The sequence below is a fragment of the Pseudoalteromonas sp. N1230-9 genome, assembly GCF_032716425.1.
GTDB lineage: Bacteria > Pseudomonadota > Gammaproteobacteria > Enterobacterales > Alteromonadaceae > Pseudoalteromonas.
Map to the genome: position 1 here is coordinate 951,622 of NZ_CP090419.1, position 19,948 is coordinate 971,569.

General features: G+C 41.2%; 20 protein-coding genes and 1 riboswitch. Of the genes, 19 read left to right on the forward strand and 1 reads right to left on the reverse strand.

What is annotated here, in order from left to right; all coding sequences use genetic code 11:
- Nucleotides 1-3: 3 nt before the first annotated feature.
- The 18 genes from fliP (at nt 4) to LY624_RS04595 (ending at nt 17,000) form a co-directional block, all read left to right on the forward strand.
- A complete protein-coding gene (gene fliP, locus LY624_RS04510; protein ID WP_062570313.1) occupies nt 4-756 on the forward strand; it encodes a flagellar type III secretion system pore protein FliP in 753 nt (250 codons plus the stop codon).
- The gene (locus tag LY624_RS04515) at nt 753-1,022 is read left to right on the forward strand and encodes a flagellar biosynthetic protein FliQ (protein ID WP_130151061.1); all 270 of its coding nucleotides are present in this window, start codon (nt 753-755) and stop codon (nt 1,020-1,022) included. Before fliP ends, LY624_RS04515 begins: the two co-directional genes overlap by 4 nt.
- The gene (fliR, locus tag LY624_RS04520; RefSeq protein WP_341803952.1) at nt 1,019-1,801 is read left to right on the forward strand and encodes a flagellar biosynthetic protein FliR; all 783 of its coding nucleotides are present in this window, start codon (nt 1,019-1,021) and stop codon (nt 1,799-1,801) included. Before LY624_RS04515 ends, fliR begins: the two co-directional genes overlap by 4 nt.
- Nucleotides 1,802-2,932 (forward strand): flagellar biosynthesis protein FlhB, encoded by a 1,131-nt coding sequence (gene flhB / locus LY624_RS04525; RefSeq protein ID WP_130151063.1) that lies wholly within the window; start codon nt 1,802-1,804, stop codon nt 2,930-2,932.
- 15 nt (nt 2,933-2,947) lie between these two features.
- Entirely contained in the window at nt 2,948-5,020 is a 2,073-nt protein-coding gene (gene flhA / locus LY624_RS04530; RefSeq protein WP_445936733.1) for a flagellar biosynthesis protein FlhA, read from the forward strand.
- 132 nt (nt 5,021-5,152) lie between these two features.
- Nucleotides 5,153-5,238: riboswitch (cyclic di-GMP riboswitch) on the forward strand.
- Between the two features lie 98 nt (nt 5,239-5,336).
- The gene (locus LY624_RS04535) at nt 5,337-6,221 is read left to right on the forward strand and encodes a MotY family protein (RefSeq protein WP_341803954.1); all 885 of its coding nucleotides are present in this window, start codon (nt 5,337-5,339) and stop codon (nt 6,219-6,221) included.
- A 15-nt stretch (nt 6,222-6,236) separates the two neighbouring features.
- Nucleotides 6,237-7,547: a sigma-54 dependent transcriptional regulator gene (locus LY624_RS04540; protein ID WP_341803955.1), complete on the forward strand. Its 1,311-nt coding sequence runs from the start codon at nt 6,237-6,239 to the stop codon at nt 7,545-7,547.
- A gap of 16 nt (nt 7,548-7,563) precedes the next feature.
- Nucleotides 7,564-7,887 carry a flagellar hook-basal body complex protein FliE gene (locus tag LY624_RS04545; RefSeq protein ID WP_130151066.1) on the forward strand — a complete coding sequence of 108 codons (324 nt, stop codon included), beginning with the start codon at nt 7,564-7,566 and terminating at the stop codon, nt 7,885-7,887.
- A gap of 8 nt (nt 7,888-7,895) precedes the next feature.
- Nucleotides 7,896-9,623 carry a flagellar basal-body MS-ring/collar protein FliF gene (gene fliF, locus LY624_RS04550; RefSeq protein ID WP_130151067.1) on the forward strand — a complete coding sequence of 576 codons (1,728 nt, stop codon included), beginning with the start codon at nt 7,896-7,898 and terminating at the stop codon, nt 9,621-9,623.
- Entirely contained in the window at nt 9,601-10,632 is a 1,032-nt protein-coding gene (locus LY624_RS04555) for a FliG C-terminal domain-containing protein (RefSeq protein WP_237119604.1), read from the forward strand. Before fliF ends, LY624_RS04555 begins: the two co-directional genes overlap by 23 nt.
- 5 nt (nt 10,633-10,637) lie before the next feature.
- Nucleotides 10,638-11,270: a FliH/SctL family protein gene (locus LY624_RS04560; RefSeq protein ID WP_237119603.1), complete on the forward strand. Its 633-nt coding sequence runs from the start codon at nt 10,638-10,640 to the stop codon at nt 11,268-11,270.
- Nucleotides 11,263-12,618 carry a FliI/YscN family ATPase gene (locus LY624_RS04565; protein ID WP_341803956.1) on the forward strand — a complete coding sequence of 452 codons (1,356 nt, stop codon included), beginning with the start codon at nt 11,263-11,265 and terminating at the stop codon, nt 12,616-12,618. The genes LY624_RS04560 and LY624_RS04565 overlap by 8 nt, the downstream gene beginning before the upstream one ends.
- Nucleotides 12,605-13,018 carry a hypothetical protein gene (locus LY624_RS04570; protein ID WP_341803957.1) on the forward strand — a complete coding sequence of 138 codons (414 nt, stop codon included), beginning with the start codon at nt 12,605-12,607 and terminating at the stop codon, nt 13,016-13,018. Before LY624_RS04565 ends, LY624_RS04570 begins: the two co-directional genes overlap by 14 nt.
- A gap of 264 nt (nt 13,019-13,282) precedes the next feature.
- A complete protein-coding gene (locus tag LY624_RS04575) occupies nt 13,283-13,891 on the forward strand; it encodes a hypothetical protein (RefSeq protein ID WP_341803958.1) in 609 nt (202 codons plus the stop codon).
- Nucleotides 13,872-14,315 carry a GGDEF domain-containing protein gene (locus tag LY624_RS04580; protein WP_341803959.1) on the forward strand — a complete coding sequence of 148 codons (444 nt, stop codon included), beginning with the start codon at nt 13,872-13,874 and terminating at the stop codon, nt 14,313-14,315. Before LY624_RS04575 ends, LY624_RS04580 begins: the two co-directional genes overlap by 20 nt.
- Nucleotides 14,316-14,481: 166 nt before the next feature.
- Nucleotides 14,482-15,024: a DUF6795 domain-containing protein gene (locus tag LY624_RS04585; protein ID WP_341803960.1), complete on the forward strand. Its 543-nt coding sequence runs from the start codon at nt 14,482-14,484 to the stop codon at nt 15,022-15,024.
- Between the two features lie 275 nt (nt 15,025-15,299).
- Nucleotides 15,300-15,836: a DUF6795 domain-containing protein gene (locus LY624_RS04590; protein ID WP_341803961.1), complete on the forward strand. Its 537-nt coding sequence runs from the start codon at nt 15,300-15,302 to the stop codon at nt 15,834-15,836.
- A 21-nt stretch (nt 15,837-15,857) separates the two neighbouring features.
- A complete protein-coding gene (locus LY624_RS04595; protein ID WP_341803962.1) occupies nt 15,858-17,000 on the forward strand; it encodes a lipase family protein in 1,143 nt (380 codons plus the stop codon).
- Between the two features lie 41 nt (nt 17,001-17,041).
- Here LY624_RS04595 and LY624_RS04600 read toward each other — a convergent pair whose 3' ends face one another.
- Complete coding sequence (locus LY624_RS04600; RefSeq protein ID WP_062570328.1) at nt 17,042-17,239, reverse strand: CsbD family protein; 198 nt, start codon at nt 17,237-17,239, stop codon at nt 17,042-17,044.
- Nucleotides 17,240-17,481: 242 nt separating this feature from the next.
- Here LY624_RS04600 and hrpB point away from each other — a divergent pair, with 242 nt between their 5' ends.
- On the forward strand, nt 17,482-19,902 hold the full coding sequence (gene hrpB, locus LY624_RS04605) for an ATP-dependent helicase HrpB (protein ID WP_341803963.1): 2,421 nt from the start codon (nt 17,482-17,484) through the stop codon (nt 19,900-19,902).
- Nucleotides 19,903-19,948 lie beyond the last annotated feature (46 nt).

Here is a 19,948-nt window from a genome sequence, read left to right on the forward strand (position 1 = left end):
GTAATGAATTTACGCAGTGCATTCAACGTCGGGTTTGGTTTACTTATCCTTCTTTTACCAACTTGGTTAAACGCGCAAGAATTAACATTGTTCTCGTTGCAAGACACAGAGCAAGGGCAAGACTATAACGTCAAGCTGCAAATTTTGTTAATGATGACAGTGTTGAGTTTAATACCAGCGTTGTTAATGGTACTGACCTCATTTACTCGGATCATTGTTGTGCTCGCGATTTTGCGCCAAGCAATGGGTCTACAGCAAAGCCCTCCAAATCGTGTCTTAATTGGTATTGCATTGATGCTTACCATGCTTATTATGCGTCCGGTTTGGCAAGATATATATCAAAATGCGTATAAGCCTTTTCAGGCAGAAGAGATGGGATTAGAGCAAGCACTTGCTCGAGCTGAACAGCCTCTACGTGCATTTATGCTTAAGCAAACACGTGAAAGCGAGCTACATCAAGTGCTTTTAATTGCTAATGAGCCCACCAACTTAAAAGCGGATGAAATTCCATTTGAAGTGCTTATGCCTGCTTTTGTGCTTAGTGAGCTGACAACCGCTTTTCAAATCGGTTTTATGCTATTTATTCCCTTCTTGATTATTGATTTAGTGGTTGCCAGCGTATTGATGTCGATGGGTATGATGATGCTATCCCCTTTGATTATCAGCTTACCATTTAAGCTGATGGTGTTCGTACTCGCTGATGGTTGGTCAATGGTGGCAGGAACGCTGGCTGCGACATTCGGAGGGCCAATATGAGTCCTGAGATGGCCACGCAACTGATTGCCGATGCAGTCTATACCATTATAGAGATGATTTTGGTACTGATAGTACCAGGGCTTATCTTGGGTATTGTGGTGGCAGTTATACAAGGCGCCACCTCTATTCAAGAGCAAACGTTAACCTTTCTACCTCGTATGTTGCTAACACTGTTAATGGTGGTGTTTGCAGGGCATTGGTTAGTACGCACCTTATTGACGTGGTTTGAAGATCTTAAGTTTATGATCCCAGGGGTTTTTGGTTGAACTCCTTAATTGCTTTAACCAGTAACGACATTGTTAGCTGGATGGGTACCATGTGGTGGCCATTTGTTCGGTTTTCGGCTTTGCTGTGGGCAATGCCAGTATTTGAAAACCCTGCAGTGACTCCACGCGCGCGAATCGCTGTAGCTATGATGTTGGCCTTTTTAGTGGCAGGGCAATTACCACTCGCGCCAGCCGTTGATATTTTTTCGTTAGATGCGGTCGTGCTGACTGTTGAGCAGATCATTTTTGGTGTCTTAATGGGGCTTGCCTTGCGGTTGTTGTTTGAAGTGATGTCTCTGGTTGGTCTTGTGTTGTCGATGCAAATGGGTTTATCGATGGCTTTGGTAATGGACCCAGGCAGTGGTAACCAAGTTGCATTGTTAGGGCAGTTATTCTGGATAATGGCTGCGCTTTTGTTTTTTGCCGCTGACGGTCATTTAATTACTTTGCACGTCATGGTCGAGAGTTTTACTGTTTGGCCTATTGGCAGCAGTATTTATAACTTAGACATTATGGCTGTCGTTAATTTATTTGCTTGGTTATTAGCCTCTACTTTACTGCTTGCACTACCTGGCGTGATTGCCATGATGTTAGTCAATCTAACGTTTGGTGTAGCAAGTCGCGCAGCTCCTTCTTTGAATATCTTTGTTTTAGGCTTTCCGATGGCCTTAATAATGGGTTTCTTTTGTGTATTTATGACGCTTAGTTACACAGGCAATGCATTTGCTAACCTGACCTACCATGTTTTAACCGTATTTAAAACGGCGATGAGAGGGTAAATGTCAGATAACAGCGCACAAGAAAAAACAGAACAGCCCAGTGAAAAGCGCCTCAAAAAAGCACGTGAAGACGGCCAAGTAGCGCGTTCTAAAGAACTTAATACGGCTATTTTATTAATGGTGAGTGTGGCAGGGCTATTGTTTTTCGCTAATTTATTTTATGACCTATTTATTGGTTTGATGCGCACAAGTATGCAACTGGATCATAGTATTATCGATAATACGAAACTCATGCCAAATGCCATTGCTCAAGCAATACTCGATATGCTGGCAACTTTAGTGCCTTTTTTATTGCTCGCGTTCTGTGCTATGTGGATCACGGGTGTGTTACCTGGTGGGTTTATTTTCTCAAAAAAATTACTTGCACCTAAGTTAAGTAAGCTAAATCCTCTCTCGGGTTTAGGAAGAATGTTTGGTAAGCAAGTTTTGACTGAGCTGTTAAAGTCGATGATTAAAATTGCCTTGTTAGCTATTTGCTTATTCAGCTTTTTGACTCAGCTATGGCAACAGTTGGTAGCCTTACAAAATCAAGATTTGCTGGTGGCTCTTAATCAAGGTATTAGCTTGCTATTTTTAGCTATGATGATCACTGTAACTTTGCTGTTATTTGTGGCTGTGATTGATGTGCCTATTCAGCAAAAACAAATTCTAGATAAAATAAAAATGACCCATCAAGAAGTCAAGGAAGAGCGCAAATCATCCGATGGTAACCCCGAGATCAAAAGCAAAATTAAGCAAATTCAATATCAGCAAGCAAATAGGCGTATCGAAGAGCGGGTCCCCACAGCAGATGTAATTGTTACAAATCCAACACACTATGCGGTTGCGATTCGCTATAACGAAGAAAAAGCCAAAGCCCCTTATGTTGTCGCTAAAGGTATGGATGAAATGGCACTTAGGATCAGAACATTAGGGCGTCAGCACAATAAAGAAGTCATTGAGTTACCTGCTTTAGCGCGGGCTATCTACTTTTCGACACGCATCGACCAAGAAGTACCTAATGGACTTTATAAAGCGGTTGCTTATGTACTTACTTATGTAATGCAGCTAAAGGCTTACAAGCAAGGGCGAGGTCAAGCGCCAGCGCCATTGCCTGAACTTGAAATTCCCAAAAATTTACAAAAACCATAATGGTGGAGAATGACTTTGAATTGGCGTAGTTTAACCCGACCTTACACCGCTATACCGGTATTGCTGTTAGCTGTTTTATCTATGGTTATTTTGCCATTACCCGCATGGCTACTGGATACCTTATTCACCTTCAATATTGTACTTTCTGTGATCGTGTTATTGGTTGCTGTTTCAAGTTCAAAGCCGCTCGATTTTTCTGTTTTCCCAACCATTCTGTTGGTTGCAACCTTAATGCGTCTTACCCTAAATATCGCATCGACGAGGGTTGTTTTGCTACATGGTCATGAAGGCTCTGATGTGGCAGGGCGAGTCATTCAAGCATTTGGTGAAGTGGTGATTGGTGGCAACTATGTTGTCGGTATCGTCGTATTCATTATCCTAATGGTGATTAACTTTGTCGTAATCACCAAAGGTGGCGAGCGTATCTCTGAAGTTGCAGCACGTTTTACTCTTGATGCAATGCCGGGCAAGCAAATGGCAATTGATGCTGACTTAAATGCGGGATTAATTGGCCCAGAACAAGCTAAAGAACGACGTGCCACCGTGGCACAAGAAGCTGATTTCTATGGTTCAATGGATGGTGCTTCTAAGTTTGTACGCGGTGATGCAGTAGCCGGTCTGATCATCTTAGTGATCAACTTACTGGGTGGTGTCAGTATCGGGGTATTTCAGCATGACTTAAGCATGGCTGAAGCATTTCAACGTTTCGCTCTTTTAACAATTGGTGACGGCTTAGTTGCGCAAGTCCCTTCATTACTGCTGGCTGTTGCTGCAGCAATTATTGTTACCAGAATGAACGATGAAGGTGACATGAGTGAAGCGGTGGGAAGCCAGTTACTTGCCTCACCAAGAGTTATTCTAACCGCCGCCTTAGTCATGTTGGTGTTAGGTATTGTGCCAGGTATGCCAAGCCTTGCGTTTATTGGCTTTGCATTGCCTCTTTTGTATGTTGCTTGGCGACTTTACAAAAAGACACCACAAGGGCAGTTAGAAGAAGCGCAAAGCATTACAGATACAATTGCCCAAGAACAAGCAGCTCTGAGCTGGCAAGATATTCCGCATGTCGATACTTTAAGCGTTGAGCTTGGTTTTCGTTTAGTTTATTTGGCCGATAAGGAAAAAGGCGAGGAACTAGCAAAAACAATACGTGGTATGCGTAAGAGCTTATCTGAACAACTTGGTTTCTTGTTACCTGAAATCAGAGTTAAAGATAATCTAAATCTTAATCCTCAAGAATATAAAATCAAACTAGCGGGAGTGGCCGTTGCGTCTGCTCAACTGAATGCCAAGCAGCTACTAGCTTTAAACACCGGCGATACTTACGGCCAGTTAGATGGTGAACTAACGACAGATCCGGCTTATGGCTTGGAAGCGGTGTGGGTTGATGAGCAAAATAAAGCCAAGGCACTGAATATGGGTTATTCAGTTGTCGACTTAGCCACTGTGATCGCAACGCATATGGGCAAAGTGATAAAAGAGCATTTAGATGAGCTGTTCAGTTATGAGGATATTCAAAACTTACACGAAAGATTAAAGGCTGTATCACCTAGTTTGGCTGATGCGCTTGAAAAGTCTTTACCAATTAACCTGCAACTAAAAGTGATGAGAATGCTACTTAAGGAGCATGTTGCGATTGGTGATATCGTGACTATTGCAGGCACTTTAGTTGACAGTATTGAAGTCACAAAAGACCCGATTCTACTTGCTGCCGATGTACGCTGTGCACTAAAACGTGTGTTAGTAAAACAAGTGATGGGCAGTCGTGACGAATTAGCTGCTTATAGCTTAGATGAAAAACTAGAGCAAACGATGCAGAGTTCGTTAGAGCAAGCAATGCAAGCAGGGAAGGTAGCATTGGATAGTTTTGCTGTAGACCCTAATTTACTTGGCCAGTTTCAACGAGCCATGCCTGTGATTGCTGATGAAATGAAATCTCAAGGTGTTAACCCTGTGTTGATTGTTATTCCGCAGCTAAGACCGTTACTGGCGCGCTATGCGCGTTCATTTACGAAGGGAGGTTTATCTGTACTTTCTTATAACGAAGTGCCTGATAACATTAAAGTTAGTATTATCGGTTCCCTAGGATAGTATGAGGTGTATGAATTTAATATGAATAAATACCCATAATGTTGCTTTTTGGTTTTTTTTATCTATAATCATTAAGAATTAGGTACTTGTTAACTGTTTTATAATAACAGTTACTTAGTTGGAAACACTAAGACAATTAAATGGCAAACTACGCCGAAAGGGTAGGACGCAAAGCTTCCAGTCTAAAACCGCAAGGTCATGATAGTGGGGTTACATTAACTTAGCGGCACGTCTATTCGCCTCTTCAGGCAATTTGTTCCGCTTATTATACACGTTAAAGCTCTTAATTGGGCTGTTTATGATAATTGGAATACGAATGAATAACTCACATCAGCTTGTTAAGGCAACTTTTTTAATTGTTGTAGGCATTATAACTGCTTATGCACTGCCTGTGAAAGCTGAACGCGTAATTACCCAAAATTATGAGCAGGCAACATGGTATGTCAGTGGCGATGCTTTTTATTGCCAGCTTAGCCAGAAACTAGATAGTTATGCACAATTATCGATTATCAGCGAGCCTTCAGAGCCACAGCATCTGGATTTTAAGTGGCTGTTAACTGAGCGTGATATCACGGATGTACAGGTATTTGCTCGTACAGCAGATTGGCAAGATAAACGAGCGATTGCCCCTTCTATACAATTCTTTTCAGCCAATATTGAACAGCAACAGGTTACGTTTAACAAAGGTGTTGCACCTATTTTAAGCGCCATTAAGCAGGGCTACTGGTTAGATACAATCGTCGGGTTTGGTGATGAGCAGCTCAGACTGACTTTTCCTACAACTCATAGCGATAACGCGATTGATCAATATCAGCAATGCCGTGAAAAATTAGCACCTTTGTCTTGGCGACAAGCGAGAGATTATGAAATTAATTTTGACTCAGGAGAGCGTGTTGTTAAACGTGCCGCAGACCTGAGTTATTTAGAGAAACTAGTTCGTTATATTCAACTCGATCCTAAAGTTAAGAAAGTCATGATTGATGGACATACAGACAATGTAGGTTCTCCGCTTGCCAATCGTTTGTTATCGAAAGAAAGAGCAGATGATGTGGCATCCCGACTTATCGAGTATGGGATCGATGCAAAGTTAATTGAAATCAGGGCTCACGGAGGACGCTATCCCGTGGCAAGCAATTCAGATTCGAACGGTCAGTCGTCAAATAGACGCGTCTTAATTCGTCTATTTCGTCAAAAAAGCTAAGGTGTGAGAAGGAATATGGATCAGAAACATCTACTATGGCTTGCGCCAGAACAACCATCACGTGAAATTGAATTGGCGATCAATGATGAGCAGTATCAACTTCTGTACACAGATTCGATCCCCGATGCTATTGGTTATTGTTTGAGTTATCAGCCTGAACTGGTATTAATTGATGCTCAACAAGCACAAATGAACTTGGTTGACTTGGTAAAACTAGTTAAAAGAACTCATCAAGGTGGACAAATTATCACGCTTGTGGAATCGAACCAAGGTGAGCTTGCTTCACAGTCACTTAATAATGGTGCTGTCGACTTTTTACTTAAACCGTTTTTTGCTGATCAACTAAAACTAACCATCCGCAACGCTGATTCTATGAAGCATGGTGTGAGTGACTTAATTGCTGTGTCACTGAAATCACAGCAAGTGCTGAGACTTGCCAATCGTGCAGCACAAACATCTGCAAGCGTACTGATTATGGGTGAGTCGGGCACAGGTAAAGAAAAGTTAGCTAACTTCATTCATCAATCTTCTCCACGTGCAGATAAGCCATTTATTGCGGTTAACTGCGCAGCTATTCCAGAAAATATGCTGGAGTCTATGTTATTTGGTTATAACAAAGGTGCATTTACCGGTGCGGTAGCACAGCAAGCGGGTAAGTTTGAGCTTGCAAATGGTGGCACTATTTTACTGGATGAGATAACCGAACTGCCTTTAGAGCTGCAAGCCAAATTACTTCGTGTCCTACAGGAGCGAGAGGTTGAGCGATTAGGCAGTCATCAACGCATTAAACTCGACATTCGTGTGATTGCAGCATGCAATAAGCCGCTGCGTGAGCAAGTAGAGAAAGGCCTTTTTCGTGAAGACTTATTTTACCGCTTAGATGTATTGCCGTTAATGTGGCCAGCATTACGTGACCGAAGTGACGATATTTTACCATTAGCAAAGTATTTTATTGCTAAATACGGAGATGAGAAGTTTCACTTTAGTCAACAGGCAGAGCAGTTAATGTATAGCTATCACTGGCCAGGTAATGTTCGTGAGCTGGAAAATGTAGTGCAAAGGGCATTAGTGATGGCTCGCGGTGTTGAAATCCAAGCGGCAGATCTAAACCTACCCGAAAACGTTAAAGCACTAACGACAACCAGTGCGTCACAGTTAAAACATAGCAAGAAACAAGCTGAATTTGATTATATTTATGATTTACTTAGCCGTTTCAAAGGACACAGAACCCAAACCGCAGAGGCACTCGGTGTGAGTACCCGAGCTCTTCGATACAAAATAGCCGCCATGCGTGAGTATGGCATGGATATAGACGCAATCGCTTAATTTAAGGAACAGAGTAATGTCACCTATTGAAAGTCAACGCCTTCTGCTTGGAAAAATGACTGATATGCAGCAACTAGCTGCGGCAGAGACCATTGCGCCTGCAGCAAGTAAATACCAAGATGCAGCAATTAGTACTGAATTCAAAACAGTTGTTCGCGCGGTTAATGAGCAACAAAATATCTCATCGCAAATGATGCATGCGGTAGATACGGGGCAAACAGATGATGTTGTTGGGGCGATGGTCGCCAGTCAAAAAGCGAGCCTAAGCTTCTCAATGTTAATGGAAGTACGCAATAAACTACTTAATGGCATTGATGATGTCATGCGTATGTCACTGTAGAGGTTGTTATGAAAGGCGAATTAACTAAAGCTGTACCGCCGATGTCTGGGGAGACAAACCTACGTGAAAAAGTCGTAAACTTCTCAAATAAAATAAACTTTTCAAATAAAAGCCATGATAGAAATGTCGCGACAATCGCTTTGTTAGCGACGTTAGTAGCGGCAACTATCGTTGTTATTTTGTGGACATCAGCAAAGAACTACGTGCCGCTCTATGGAAACCAAGAAAGTTACGATAAAGCCAATATTTTAGAAATATTGGATAAAGAACAAATTGTATTTCGCATTGATAACGACACAGGCAACATTTTAGTTCCTCAAGAAAAACTAGCAGACGCACGGATCACTCTAGCGGCACGTGGTATTAAAGCTTCAATGCCTGAGGGCGTTGATAACCTCAGTGCTAAAGTATCGATGGGCACAAGCCAGTTTATGGAATCGATGCAATATCAACATGCTTTGGAGGGAGAACTTGCCCGCACCATTATTAATATGCAAGGTGTTCGCAATGCGCGAGTACATTTAGCAATACCAAAGCGTAGCTTATTTATAGGCAGGGAAGAGCAAAAATCAGCTGCATCTGTGATGGTTGATTTAGCGCCAGGGCATGAACTAAAACCTGAACAAGTAGAAGCTATTATTTCACTCATCATTGGCTCAGTACCTGGTTTAAACCCGCGAGATGTATCAGTAGTCGATCAGCGCGGAAAGTTACTGTCGGGTGATTTATTTGATACCACTCCCGTTGGTAAAGAAAGTGATAAGAAGCTCGCTTTTATCGAAAAGGTCGAACGTAACATAGAGCAACGCGCTGAAATTATGTTACTGCCTATTTTAGGTGAAGGAAATTTTCGAATTCAGGTTTCAACAGATGTTGATTTTAGCGTTGTTGAAGAAACACGTGAAGCGGTAGACCCACAAGGGGTGTTAAAGCAAGAATTGGTTAAATCAGATTCTCGACAAGACCAATTTGCCGGTGGTATTCCAGGTTCACTGGCTAATCAACCTCCACTGCCAGATCAAGAAGGTGAAGAGGCTGAAAATGAGCGAGTATCTGAGCGCAGTGAAAGTAGCCGTGAATATGAAAATGGCCGCTCTGTTACCCATACTCGTTTTGAAGTTGGACGCTTAAGCTCAATGAGCGTATCTGTACTTGTTAATGAACAAGCCGCTGCCACAGCTGAAGGTTGGAGCCAAGAAGGCCTAAATTCTTTAGGCGAAATGGTTAAAACAGCTACCGGTTTTAATGAGCAGCGTGGCGATCAGTTCAATATCACCAGTTTTGCATTTGTTGAAGCAAAACCTTTTGTACCGTCTGACGGATTACAATGGTGGCAAATGCCTGAAATTCGAGAGTATGCTCGTTACATTTTCGGTACTTTTATTAGCTTAATGCTTATTTTCTTTGCGGTAAGACCGCTGGTAAATCATTTGATTAAAGGCAAAACAACAGCTTCACCACCAAGCGAAAATGAGCAAGAAAAATTAGCTGCTGCTAAAAGCGATGCTTATGAAAGACAAAGTACACCTCTGGATGGCGCACTTGAGCGAGATAGCAAAAATGAACAGCCTGAGCAGGAAGGTGAAAATATTGCATTGCCTAAGATAGGCAGTGATTTTGAAGAGCAAATAGCACACATGCAGTTATTAGCAAGCCGAGAAACCGAGCGTGTAACCTCTGTGATTAAATATTGGGTAGAGCAAGGAGTTGAAGTTGAGTCAAGTAAATCAAGATAATGTGACAATGTCAGCACCTGCTCGTGCGTCACTCGATAGAGCTGCTATTTTACTGCTCAGTATGGGCGAAGAAAATGCAGCAAGCGTGATCCGTAAACTCGGTCGCCGTGAGGTACAGGCAATCTCAGAGCGAATGGCCAGTATTTCTAACATTACAAAAAATGATGTAGCTGACACGCTCACCAGTTTTTTCGATTGTTACCGTAACGAAAGTGGGGTTAATGGCGCATCAAGGCTGTATCTTGAAAGAGCACTTGATAAAGCCGTTGGACGTAAGCTCGCACGTGGCATGTTAGATGATATTTATGGTGGCGCGATGAGTGATGATCTGCGTCGTTTAGAGTGGATCCCACCTGAGCTAATTGTACGTTTCTTAGAGCATGAACATGTGCAAATGCAAGCGCTGTTTTTAGCGTTTTTACCCGCCGATCAAGCTGCTGCTGTCATTGCATTGTTTCCTGAAGCAAAGCACGAAGACCTGTTATACCGTATTGCCAGCTTACGAGAAGTCAGTGAGCATGTGATGGATGATATTCGATTAACCATTGAAGCTTGTATTGAATTTGTTGGCAAGCAAGTCGGCTCTCAGGTAAATGGGGTTGATAAAGTTGCTGATATTATGAGTCGATATAACGGCAATAAAAGCCAAATTATTGAAGTTATTAAAAAGCATGATTTACAAGTGGCAGATGCAGTACAAGAGCGTATGTATGACTTTGCCAGTTTATTACTGCAAAGTGATGAGACCCTTTCTCAATTAATGAACGATGTACCTGACGAGCTTTGGTTGATGGCATTAAAAGGTGCAGATGAAAAAATTGTTGCGCGCCTTTTGGGGGCATTACCAAAACGCTTAGCGCAAGTTTATCAACAGCAGTTAGAAGCAACAACATCACAGCCGGTGAGTAAAGTGGATGCTGCACGTCGTGAAATCATGAGCATTGTACGTGATATGAGCAAGCGAGAAGAAATCACTTATCAGCTATACGAAGAAGAGACCGCGGGTTAAGTGCTATGCAAGCTTATCAGTTTCCAACATTAACAAAAGAACAGCAGCACCAGAGTGTTCAGCAGCGTATTGACGCAGCTGAACAGGCTGCTTGGCAAAAAGGCTTTGATGAGGGATTAAAGCAAGGTCAAGCGGCGCTACAAGCTGATATAGAAAAGCGGGTCTCGCAGCAAGCTGAACTATTATTACAAGAGCGTGAACTAGAATTAAAGCAGCAAATGCTGGCACAATTCGATGTGCTAACACAGCAAACAAAGCAACAACTTAATCTGCTGTCTAATGAAGTACTAAAAGATCTTAGTGTGTTAGTTGCGAAGGTCGCGGAGCAGGTAATTGCCTGTGAGTTAACTTTGCAGCCTAATTGCTTAATTGATTTAGTCGAACAGGCCCTCAATTTATTAGCAGGGCGAGATGATGTTAACGAAATTGTGTTTTCTAGCGCTGATGCGGCTCTTTTTGACGATTCAAGCTTTGATAAAATACCCCTAACAGTGAGTTTTGAACCTCAACTTGCAAGTGGCAGCGTAAAGCTTATTTCTAGTGAGCAAAGCCATAGCTTATCTCTTTCAGAGCGTTTAGATGCTGTACTTACTGATATAACGCCAGCCCTTCTTAACGGTCAAGTTATTCATGAGTAATACCGTGTTATCTCATGTTCTTAGTACTGCGACAAAACAGCTGACAGCCCCGCCTTTAATTCAAAGTTACGGTCGTCTTGTAAGAGTCAATGGTATGACATTAACAGCTGTCGGCGGGCAGTTTTTAATGGCAAAAAAATACCAAGTCGAGAGCATTGATGGTACGTGGAATGATGCTCAAGTGATTGGTTTTGATGATACCAAAGCGTTCTTGATGCTACTAAATAAAGCAGATGGTTTATACGCTGGTGCGAGAGTCAGAGCTGTTGCTGATACACAAGCGATAAAGATTGATATGTCTTTACTCGGAAGAGTAATTGATGCACAAATGCAACCGATAGACGATTTAGGTAACTTAAGTCGTGTTGATTTAGGAGCTGATTGCGTTCTAAAAAAACAACCCTCTTTAAATCCGTTGCAGCGTAAAGGGGTGAGCGAACCCTTGGATGTGGGAGTCCGCTCAATAAACGGCCTTTTTACCGTTGGAAAAGGCCAGCGTTTAGGGCTTTTTGCAGGCTCAGGTGTCGGTAAAAGTAAGCTACTGGCCATGATGACTCGCTTTACCAGTGCAGACGTTGTAATTGTGTCTTTAGTTGGTGAGCGTGGCTGGGAAGTCAAAGAATTTATAGAGCAAAGTCTTGGCCCAGAAGGGCTCAAAAAGGCCATCGTAATTGCTTCCCCTGCTGATGATTCACCGCTTTTGCGAGCAAAAGCGGCGGAGTTAAGTCATCAATTGGCTGCTTTTTATCGCGACCAAGATTTAAATGTTCTGTTATTGATGGACTCTTTAACTCGCTATGCGCAAGCACAGCGAGAAATAGGCCTTGCGGTTGGCGAGTTGCCTGTCGCTAAGGGGTATCCGCCATCGGTATTTAGTAAGCTGACTCAGTTAGTTGAAAGCTCTGGAAACAGCGAAAAAAGTAAAGGCTCAATGACTGCCATCTACACGGTATTAGCAGAAGGGGACGACCAGCAAGATCCGATTGCGGACAATGCGCGGGCTATTTTAGATGGCCACATTGTATTGGACCGAACGCTTGCAGAAAAAGGTCATTATCCAGCTATTAATATTGGCGCATCTATAAGTCGTGTTATGCCTAACATTGTCTCCTCTGAGCAACTTGCCTTTTGTTATAAGCTTAAAAAGCTCTATAGTCGATACCTACAAGTGCATGAATTAATACCGCTTGGTGCCTACCAGGCAGGGAAAGATGCTGAATTGGATTTAGCTGTACACTTGTATCCACAAATAGAAGCATTCTTATGCCAATCATTAAATGAAAAAGCAGATTTTGCGACTACAAATCAACAGCTTTCGCAGTTAATAGGAAAACATGATGCTAGATAAGTTTAAAGATATGCAGCAAGAAAAGCTTGATAACATGCTCTCTGAGCAGGCTGTTTTGAAACAGCAAACCGAGGTAGAACAACAGCGATTAGCCCAATTAAAGCAATTTATCGACGATATGCAAACAAACAACCAGATGGGTAATGCAATTGGTTTGCAAAATTTAGCAGGCATGAAACACATTCTACATGGGTTATCGCAGCAGCAGGCCGAACGAGTCACGCAACTACAAGGCGATCAATCACGTCAACAACATGCTTGCATCCAACAACTTTCATTTACGAAGGGGTTAGAGGGCGTCATTGCTAAAAAAGCACATCAGATCAAGCAAAAACAGGCTCGTCAGCATCAGAATCAACTTGATGAGTTAGTCGCGCATGCAGCCGTTCGTCGTAGTTAAAATAACCAGCCCTATAAAGAGGGCTAACCTCTCACTTGTCTGGCTCTCAGTTTTGATAGTGCTATAAGTAATTAATTTATAGAAACTTTGCTCCTGTTTAAGGTAAAAATAACCTAGCCTTAATGAACCAAAAGGTCGGTATTTTTAATACTTTATTCTTTTTGTTAGGCATTTAGCATGTGAAAAGCTGTATTACGCCTTCATTATTAGATATTTGTGTTAAAGTTATTTAGGAATAAGCAATAATAAACGCAAGGCAAAAGTGTGATCGATACAGTCAATGCAAGTCAGCAAGATAAAGCACGGTTTTTACGTGTATTTGCATTCATTGGGGCCGTTACCTCTTTTTTTATGTCTATTACTAGTTACTTAGATGGCTACACCGTTCTTAGTACTATGCTAGTGGTTGCAGTGGGTGTATTTGTCAGTCCGTTTATTATTAAAAATCGTGACCATACAATTGCTATTCTGATGCTTTACACCTTGTATGCGATTATGTGCTTTTTGATAGTGTCTGGCGGTAATCATGGTACAGGTCCTTTATGGTTATTTATTGCTTCGCCTGTGACCTTTTTTATTCGTGGCTTAAAGCGCGGAGCGATAGATTTAATCGTACTTGCTTGTGTGATTTCAACTCTCTTTTATTACACGGACAAATTGGGTTATTACAGTTATCCAAGTCATTACTTTCCTACACGAGTTATGCTGTGTTTCTCAATTTTATGCATTCTTGGTGCGTTCTATGAGTATTACCGAAATAAGTATAGTCGTGAGCTCATAGCGCAACTTAAAATAAACAAAAAGCTGGCCCGCCATGACCGATTTATCAAACCGACATTATGCGACGGAGTGTATGCAAAGTCGTTGCTTTGAAGAGGGGGCCGTGTTTCTTTTAATTGATGTTGATAACTTTAAACAAGTGAATGACACCTATGGTCACCAAGTGGGTGACGAAGTGCTTATCTTTATTGCCGATATCTTTAAGAAAGTGTGTACCGATGAAGACATTAATTCACGTTGGGGTGGTGAAGAGTTTTTAATTGTAATCCCAAAAGGGCATGAACTTCGCGCACGAAACGTTGCTGATGAAATACACACACACCTAGCAAATAATACATTTAAAAGTGGTGAGCATTCCTTCAATGTGAGTTTAAGTATTGGTTTGTATCAGCGAACCCATATGGACAGTATTGATCAGTGCTTAAATATCGCTGATAAGCGATTATACAAAGCAAAATCTCAAGGTAAAAACCAAACAGTTGCTGAGCCAGATTTGGCCAAACACGAGCCAGCCTAATAAGCCCCGCCGACTCAATTATTTTTACTGATGCTACTTTTTATCACTAAGTTGTGTACTATGTGCTCATTATTTACAAGGGCATGTGAATAGTGAGTCAAGATAAGGAATATCATCAACATCTTCTTCGCGTTAAGTTCACAGCCTGTTTTGAGGCTCATTTTTAATGTCACTCTTAGAATCATTTAAGAAGTTGGGTAACTATTTTGGTGCATACAAGGTACACCTATGCCCCGAAGTTAAAGGCCAAGTGAGTGAAAATGGTGAACCTTTAATTAACGCAAAAATAGAAAGAAGGCTTCGTTTCTCTGATGGGAAATATGTAGAAGATTTTGCCTATACCGATGATAAAGGCGGCTTTTCTTTTCCAGAAGCCAATATGCGCTCTAATCAACCCGCAGTGCCATTTGCAGAAATTTTTACTTCTCAGTCACTTCTTTTAAAACATAAAAGTAAAGAGTACTGCTTATGGGGGGCAAGATTGTCAGGTTTTAGTTTTCGTGAAGAATATGCCAAGAAGCTAGGACGTTTAGTTGCAGATATTTCTAGTGATAAAGTACTTTTTAAATTTGAGAACACTAAGGGTGAAGATTATAAATTTGAAGCTGTAAGTATTGGGCGTTGGAATGAAGACTTCGAGATTATAGATTTAGATTCTTATTTTGATTTATCGGACATTGAATCTGATGATGAAGAGTGTCAGTTATAACACTTAAGCCTCATCATAGCGTTAACTTCTTTCCTTTAAATAACTCTCAATATCAATTTTCAAGCAAGTTTTAAAAAGCAAAATACCTAAAGACTAATCTGCTTGGCATAGTTTTGCGGCACAATTATTTACAATGATACTATTCTTTTTTATCGCTCAGTTGTGTACTATGTGCTCATTATTTACAAGGGCATGTGAATAGTGAGTCAAGATAAGGAATATCATCAACATCTTCTTCCCGTTAAGTTCACAGCCTGTTTTGAGGCTCATTTTTAATGTCACTCTTAGAATCATTTAAGAAGTTGGGTAACTATTTTGGTGCATACAAGGTACACCTATGCCCCGAAGTCAAAGGCCAAGTTAGTGAAAATGGCAAACCTTTAATTAACGCAAAAATAGAAAGGCTACTTTGTTTCTCTGACGGAAAATATGTAGAAAACTATGTATATACTGATGACAAAGGCGGCTTTTCTTTTCCAGAAGCCAATATTCGCTCTAACCAACCAGCTGTGCCATTTGCAGAGCTTTTCACATCTCAAATTATAACGCTTATTTATGAGGGCACTAAATATATTTTATGGACATCTAGGCTTTCAAATATTAAATATCGTCATGAATACGCTAAAAAATTAAGCTGTTTAAGAGCAGACTTATCAGATGAGGAGGTCTTTTTTCATTTTAAAAATAATCAAGTTCCGGGTTATAAATTTCGAGCTGCGAGTATAGCGCGTTGGGATGAAGACTTTGAAGTTATAGATGTAGATTCTTATCTTGGTATATCGGATATTGAAACGGATGACGAAGACCATTAATTAAATTATAAGGACATAAGTATGAGAACACTAACCCCAGCTTTTGCTGCAAACTTTGCAGCACTTGCCTATGAAACTTTGGAAAAAGCACCCTTAGTGTATACAGACTATTATCGGCTATTAGAGAATAGCTTTTCATTTGAATTAGAGCCTATAAAAGGTGTCAGTGGCTCTATTCTTGAACGCGTTTTTACTCATTCGACCAACTTTGGTTGCATTGCAAAAGGCAAAAAGGGACTGTTTGAAGGTGATTATGTCTTAGCACTACGCGGCACGGCAAAAATGCGAGATGTGATTACTGACCTTAATTGTGGTTTAAGTACCTGTAGTAATAGTCAGCCTGTGCATGCGGGGTTTAATCACACTTTTAACTCATTTAGAAAGCAGTTAGAACAATTTTTTAGTAAAAAAGCGAGCAAAAAGCTAAATATACATGTTGTGGGTCATAGCTTAGGCGGTGCTTTGGCTAATTTAGCTGCGAATTGGTTAAAAAATCACTTTGGTGCAAATGTGAAGCTTTATACTTTTGGTGCTCCACGAGTTGGTTATCATAGCTTTGCTATACAGACAGAAGCTGCAACAAATAACCATATTTACCGCTGTGTGCATGCCGCCGACCCCGTACCTTTAGTGCCAGTCTGGCCATTTATGCATACGGAGCAAGAATATATTTTAAATGGTGCTGCAACAATTACTCCAAAAGCCCATAGTATGACAGACCAGACGCCTGGCTACTTACATACTGCGAGTAATTTTAAAAGTTATGCTGCAATCAATAAAGGTATGGAAAAACGGATTCAAGAAGAAGTTAGGCTTGATTATGATAAGCGATTAGAGTGCAGCCGTACTTCAAGATGGGCAAGAAAAATAGGCGCTGCATTAATCACATATTTACGTGATACAGGCAAGTTATATGCGATACAAAACCACTACACGAATACGCTTACCGTCTATGACCAAATTGCTAAAGCATTAACCGACAGTATCGATCTCTCTAAAAATTATACGAGTGATGTGAAGGGGATTTTAGGTTACATGCTGGCTTTTTGTGGCTATCCATTTAAAGCAATCTCGTTTACGTATGCATCCATCAGGCATATTTTAAAGTTAATGCTTAAAAATGTGTTTTCTCTTGCAGGCCAAGCAATAGCACTAACAAAATAAGTACAAAAGCCGCCGATGGCGGCTTTTGTTAGGCTGCAAAATTAATGGCTTTTCTCAAAGTCATTAACTTCACGCTCTGCTTCTTCTTTCGATTTGCCGTATTTTTGCTGGATTTTACCAACAAGCTCTGTACGGCTACCTTCGATTCTATCTAAATCATCATTGGTAAGGTCGCCCCATTTACGTTGCACTTTACCTTTCAACTCTTTCCAATTGCCTTCTAAACGATCGCTGTTCATCATTATCTCCTTACTTTTTTAAACATTCACTTTAATAAAAGCAATTGATATGCCATTCAATTAAACTTATTAAACTGTTGAAATTATTGCAAATAATCAGCCTTGTCTATAAGGCGTTTATTTTTTACTGCAATTTGTTCTTAGTTATTTATAAAACTCTGTAACTTTTTCTTGCAAGGGAGAGTCATTGTCGTCGACTGTTTTTTGTTACAATAGCTAAAAATAAAGTAAGAGAAAGAAACGTGCTGCCCGTACAAGATATTTACCAATCATTGTTAACAACGATACAAAATAACCCTATGGCTTTGCTGCAAGCGCCACCAGGGGCAGGTAAATCAACATGGCTGCCATTAACGCTGATGCAAGCAGGCCACTTCAAGCGGATTGTTATGCTTGAACCTAGGCGTTTGGCTGCACGTAATATTGCTCAATACTTGGCGTCTTTACAAAATGAGGCCGTTGGTGAAAGTGTTGGTTTGCGCATTAGGGGTGAATCAAAAATTAGTAATGCAACCAAGCTGGAAATTGTGACAGAAGGGATGCTGACACGGATGCTACAAAATGATCCTGAGTTAACCGGTGTCGATTTACTTATTTTTGATGAATTTCATGAGCGCTCGATTGCCGCAGACACTGCGCTCGCTTTTGCGCTTGAAACACAAGCAGCCCTTAGAGACGATTTAAAAATCTTACTCATGTCGGCCACCTTAGACGGTGAGCGGTACAGTGAGTTTTTTGACTGTCCAATAATATCATCTGAAGGGCGAAGTTACCCAATTGATGAAATTTATGTTCCACTTAAAGATGAAAGCCGATGGTTAGAGGATATACCTACGGTTATTAAGCAAGCACTCAATGAGCAAACTGGTAGTGCTTTGGTGTTTTTACCAGGTCAGCGAGAAATTTTACGTGTAAAACAGGCATTGAACGATCTTGCTGATGATTGCGAAGTGTTTACTTTATTTGGTGAACAAAGCAAAGGAGAGCAACAAGCTGCTATAGCTCCTGCACAACAAGGTAAGCGAAAAGTCGTGCTGACAACAAATGTAGCCGAAACTAGCTTAACGATTGAAGGGATCCGTATTGTTGTCGATAGCGGTAAGCGCCGTGCAGCCAGCTTTAACTTAAAAACTGGGGTAACTGAACTTGTAACCCAAAGCATCTCTCGTTCCTCTGCGGTACAACGTGCAGGCCGTGCAGGGCGTTTAGAAGCAGGTGTGGTATATCGACTAGGTAGTAAGCAAACGTTTGAACGTCGTAACAGCCATGACGCCCCAGAAATCCTAACAAGTGATATTAGCCAACTACTGCTTGAAACTAAGCAGTGGGGCGCAGTTGTTACTGAACTAAACCTTCTTGATGCACCAAGCCCACAGCAAATTAAACACGCAACAGCACTTTTAAAAATGCTTGAAGCGCTTGATGAAAATGAAAAACTAACAAAGCTTGGTAGCCAAATGCTTAGTTTTGGGGCGGATATTCGTTTATCACATATGCTTATTAAGGCTAAGCAACTTCAAGCAAGTATGCCGGGAATTTATGAACTCGCTGTATACTTAGTGGCGCTGCTTGAGAGTCGTGTGAGTATACCAGCTGATCTTAAGCTTGCACTTCACAGCATGCATACAAAGCCTCATCCACTGTTTAAGCAACAATTAAACTATTGGCTATCACGTTTAAATTTGAAGGCAGTGCGTGAGCTAAATATGCAGCCCCTTGCTTTGCTGGTGGCTTTTGCATTCCCAGATCGCTTAGCGAAAAAGCGTGGCAACGGCTATTTGCTCGCCAATGGTGCGGGGGCCGACTTAAGTGATGAGTTTTGGCATAACGATGACTATCTCGCTATTGCCAGTATGGGCGGCCACAAAGGGAGTCGAATATTTGCGGCAGTCGCATTTTTACCAAATGAACTTGAAGATCAGCTAGGGCATTTGTTTTCAGAGCAAACTCGCTGTGAATACGATGAAAAATCTGGACGTTTTATTCATCAAGAGGAACTAAAGCTAGGGGCAATTACAGTAGCAAGCCAGCCAAGTAAACAGCCTCTTGATAAGGCCGAGCGCACTAAAGCATGGCTAAATTTGTTCAATAAAAAAGGTTTTTCACTATTTAATGAGCAAAGCGAAAGTGAGCAATTACTAATTAGAATGAGCTTAGCGAGTAAATTATTGCCGCAGTCATTTCCTGTTATTAGTAGTGACGAATTGACGACTAATAATCAGTGGCTTGCACCTTTCCTTGATGAGATAAAAAACGTAGAGCAATTAAAAAAGCTTAATTACAGTGAAGCTTTAAAAAATTGTTTTGATTGGCACCAGCAGAGTTTACTAAATGAGTTGTTGCCGCTGCGTTTAACCGTCCCCAGTGGCTCAAATGTGAGAATTACATACCAGCTGGATGGGCCAGCAAAGCTGAGTGTACGCATGCAAGAAGTTTACGGCATGACTAGCACACCCTTGCTTGCACAGGGCAAGTTACCTCTACTAATGGAGCTATTGTCGCCAGCAAGGCGGCCACTACAGCTCACTCAAGATTTAGAAAATTTCTGGCAAACTAGTTATAAAGAAGTACAGAAAGAGATGAAAGGTCGTTACCCCAAACATTTTTGGCCAGATAACCCTGCTTTAAGTCAGGCAACTAACAAAGTAAAAAGCAAGATGTAATCTAACTCGCGCTATGTGTTAGTTCAGAGATACAGTGTAGTTATAA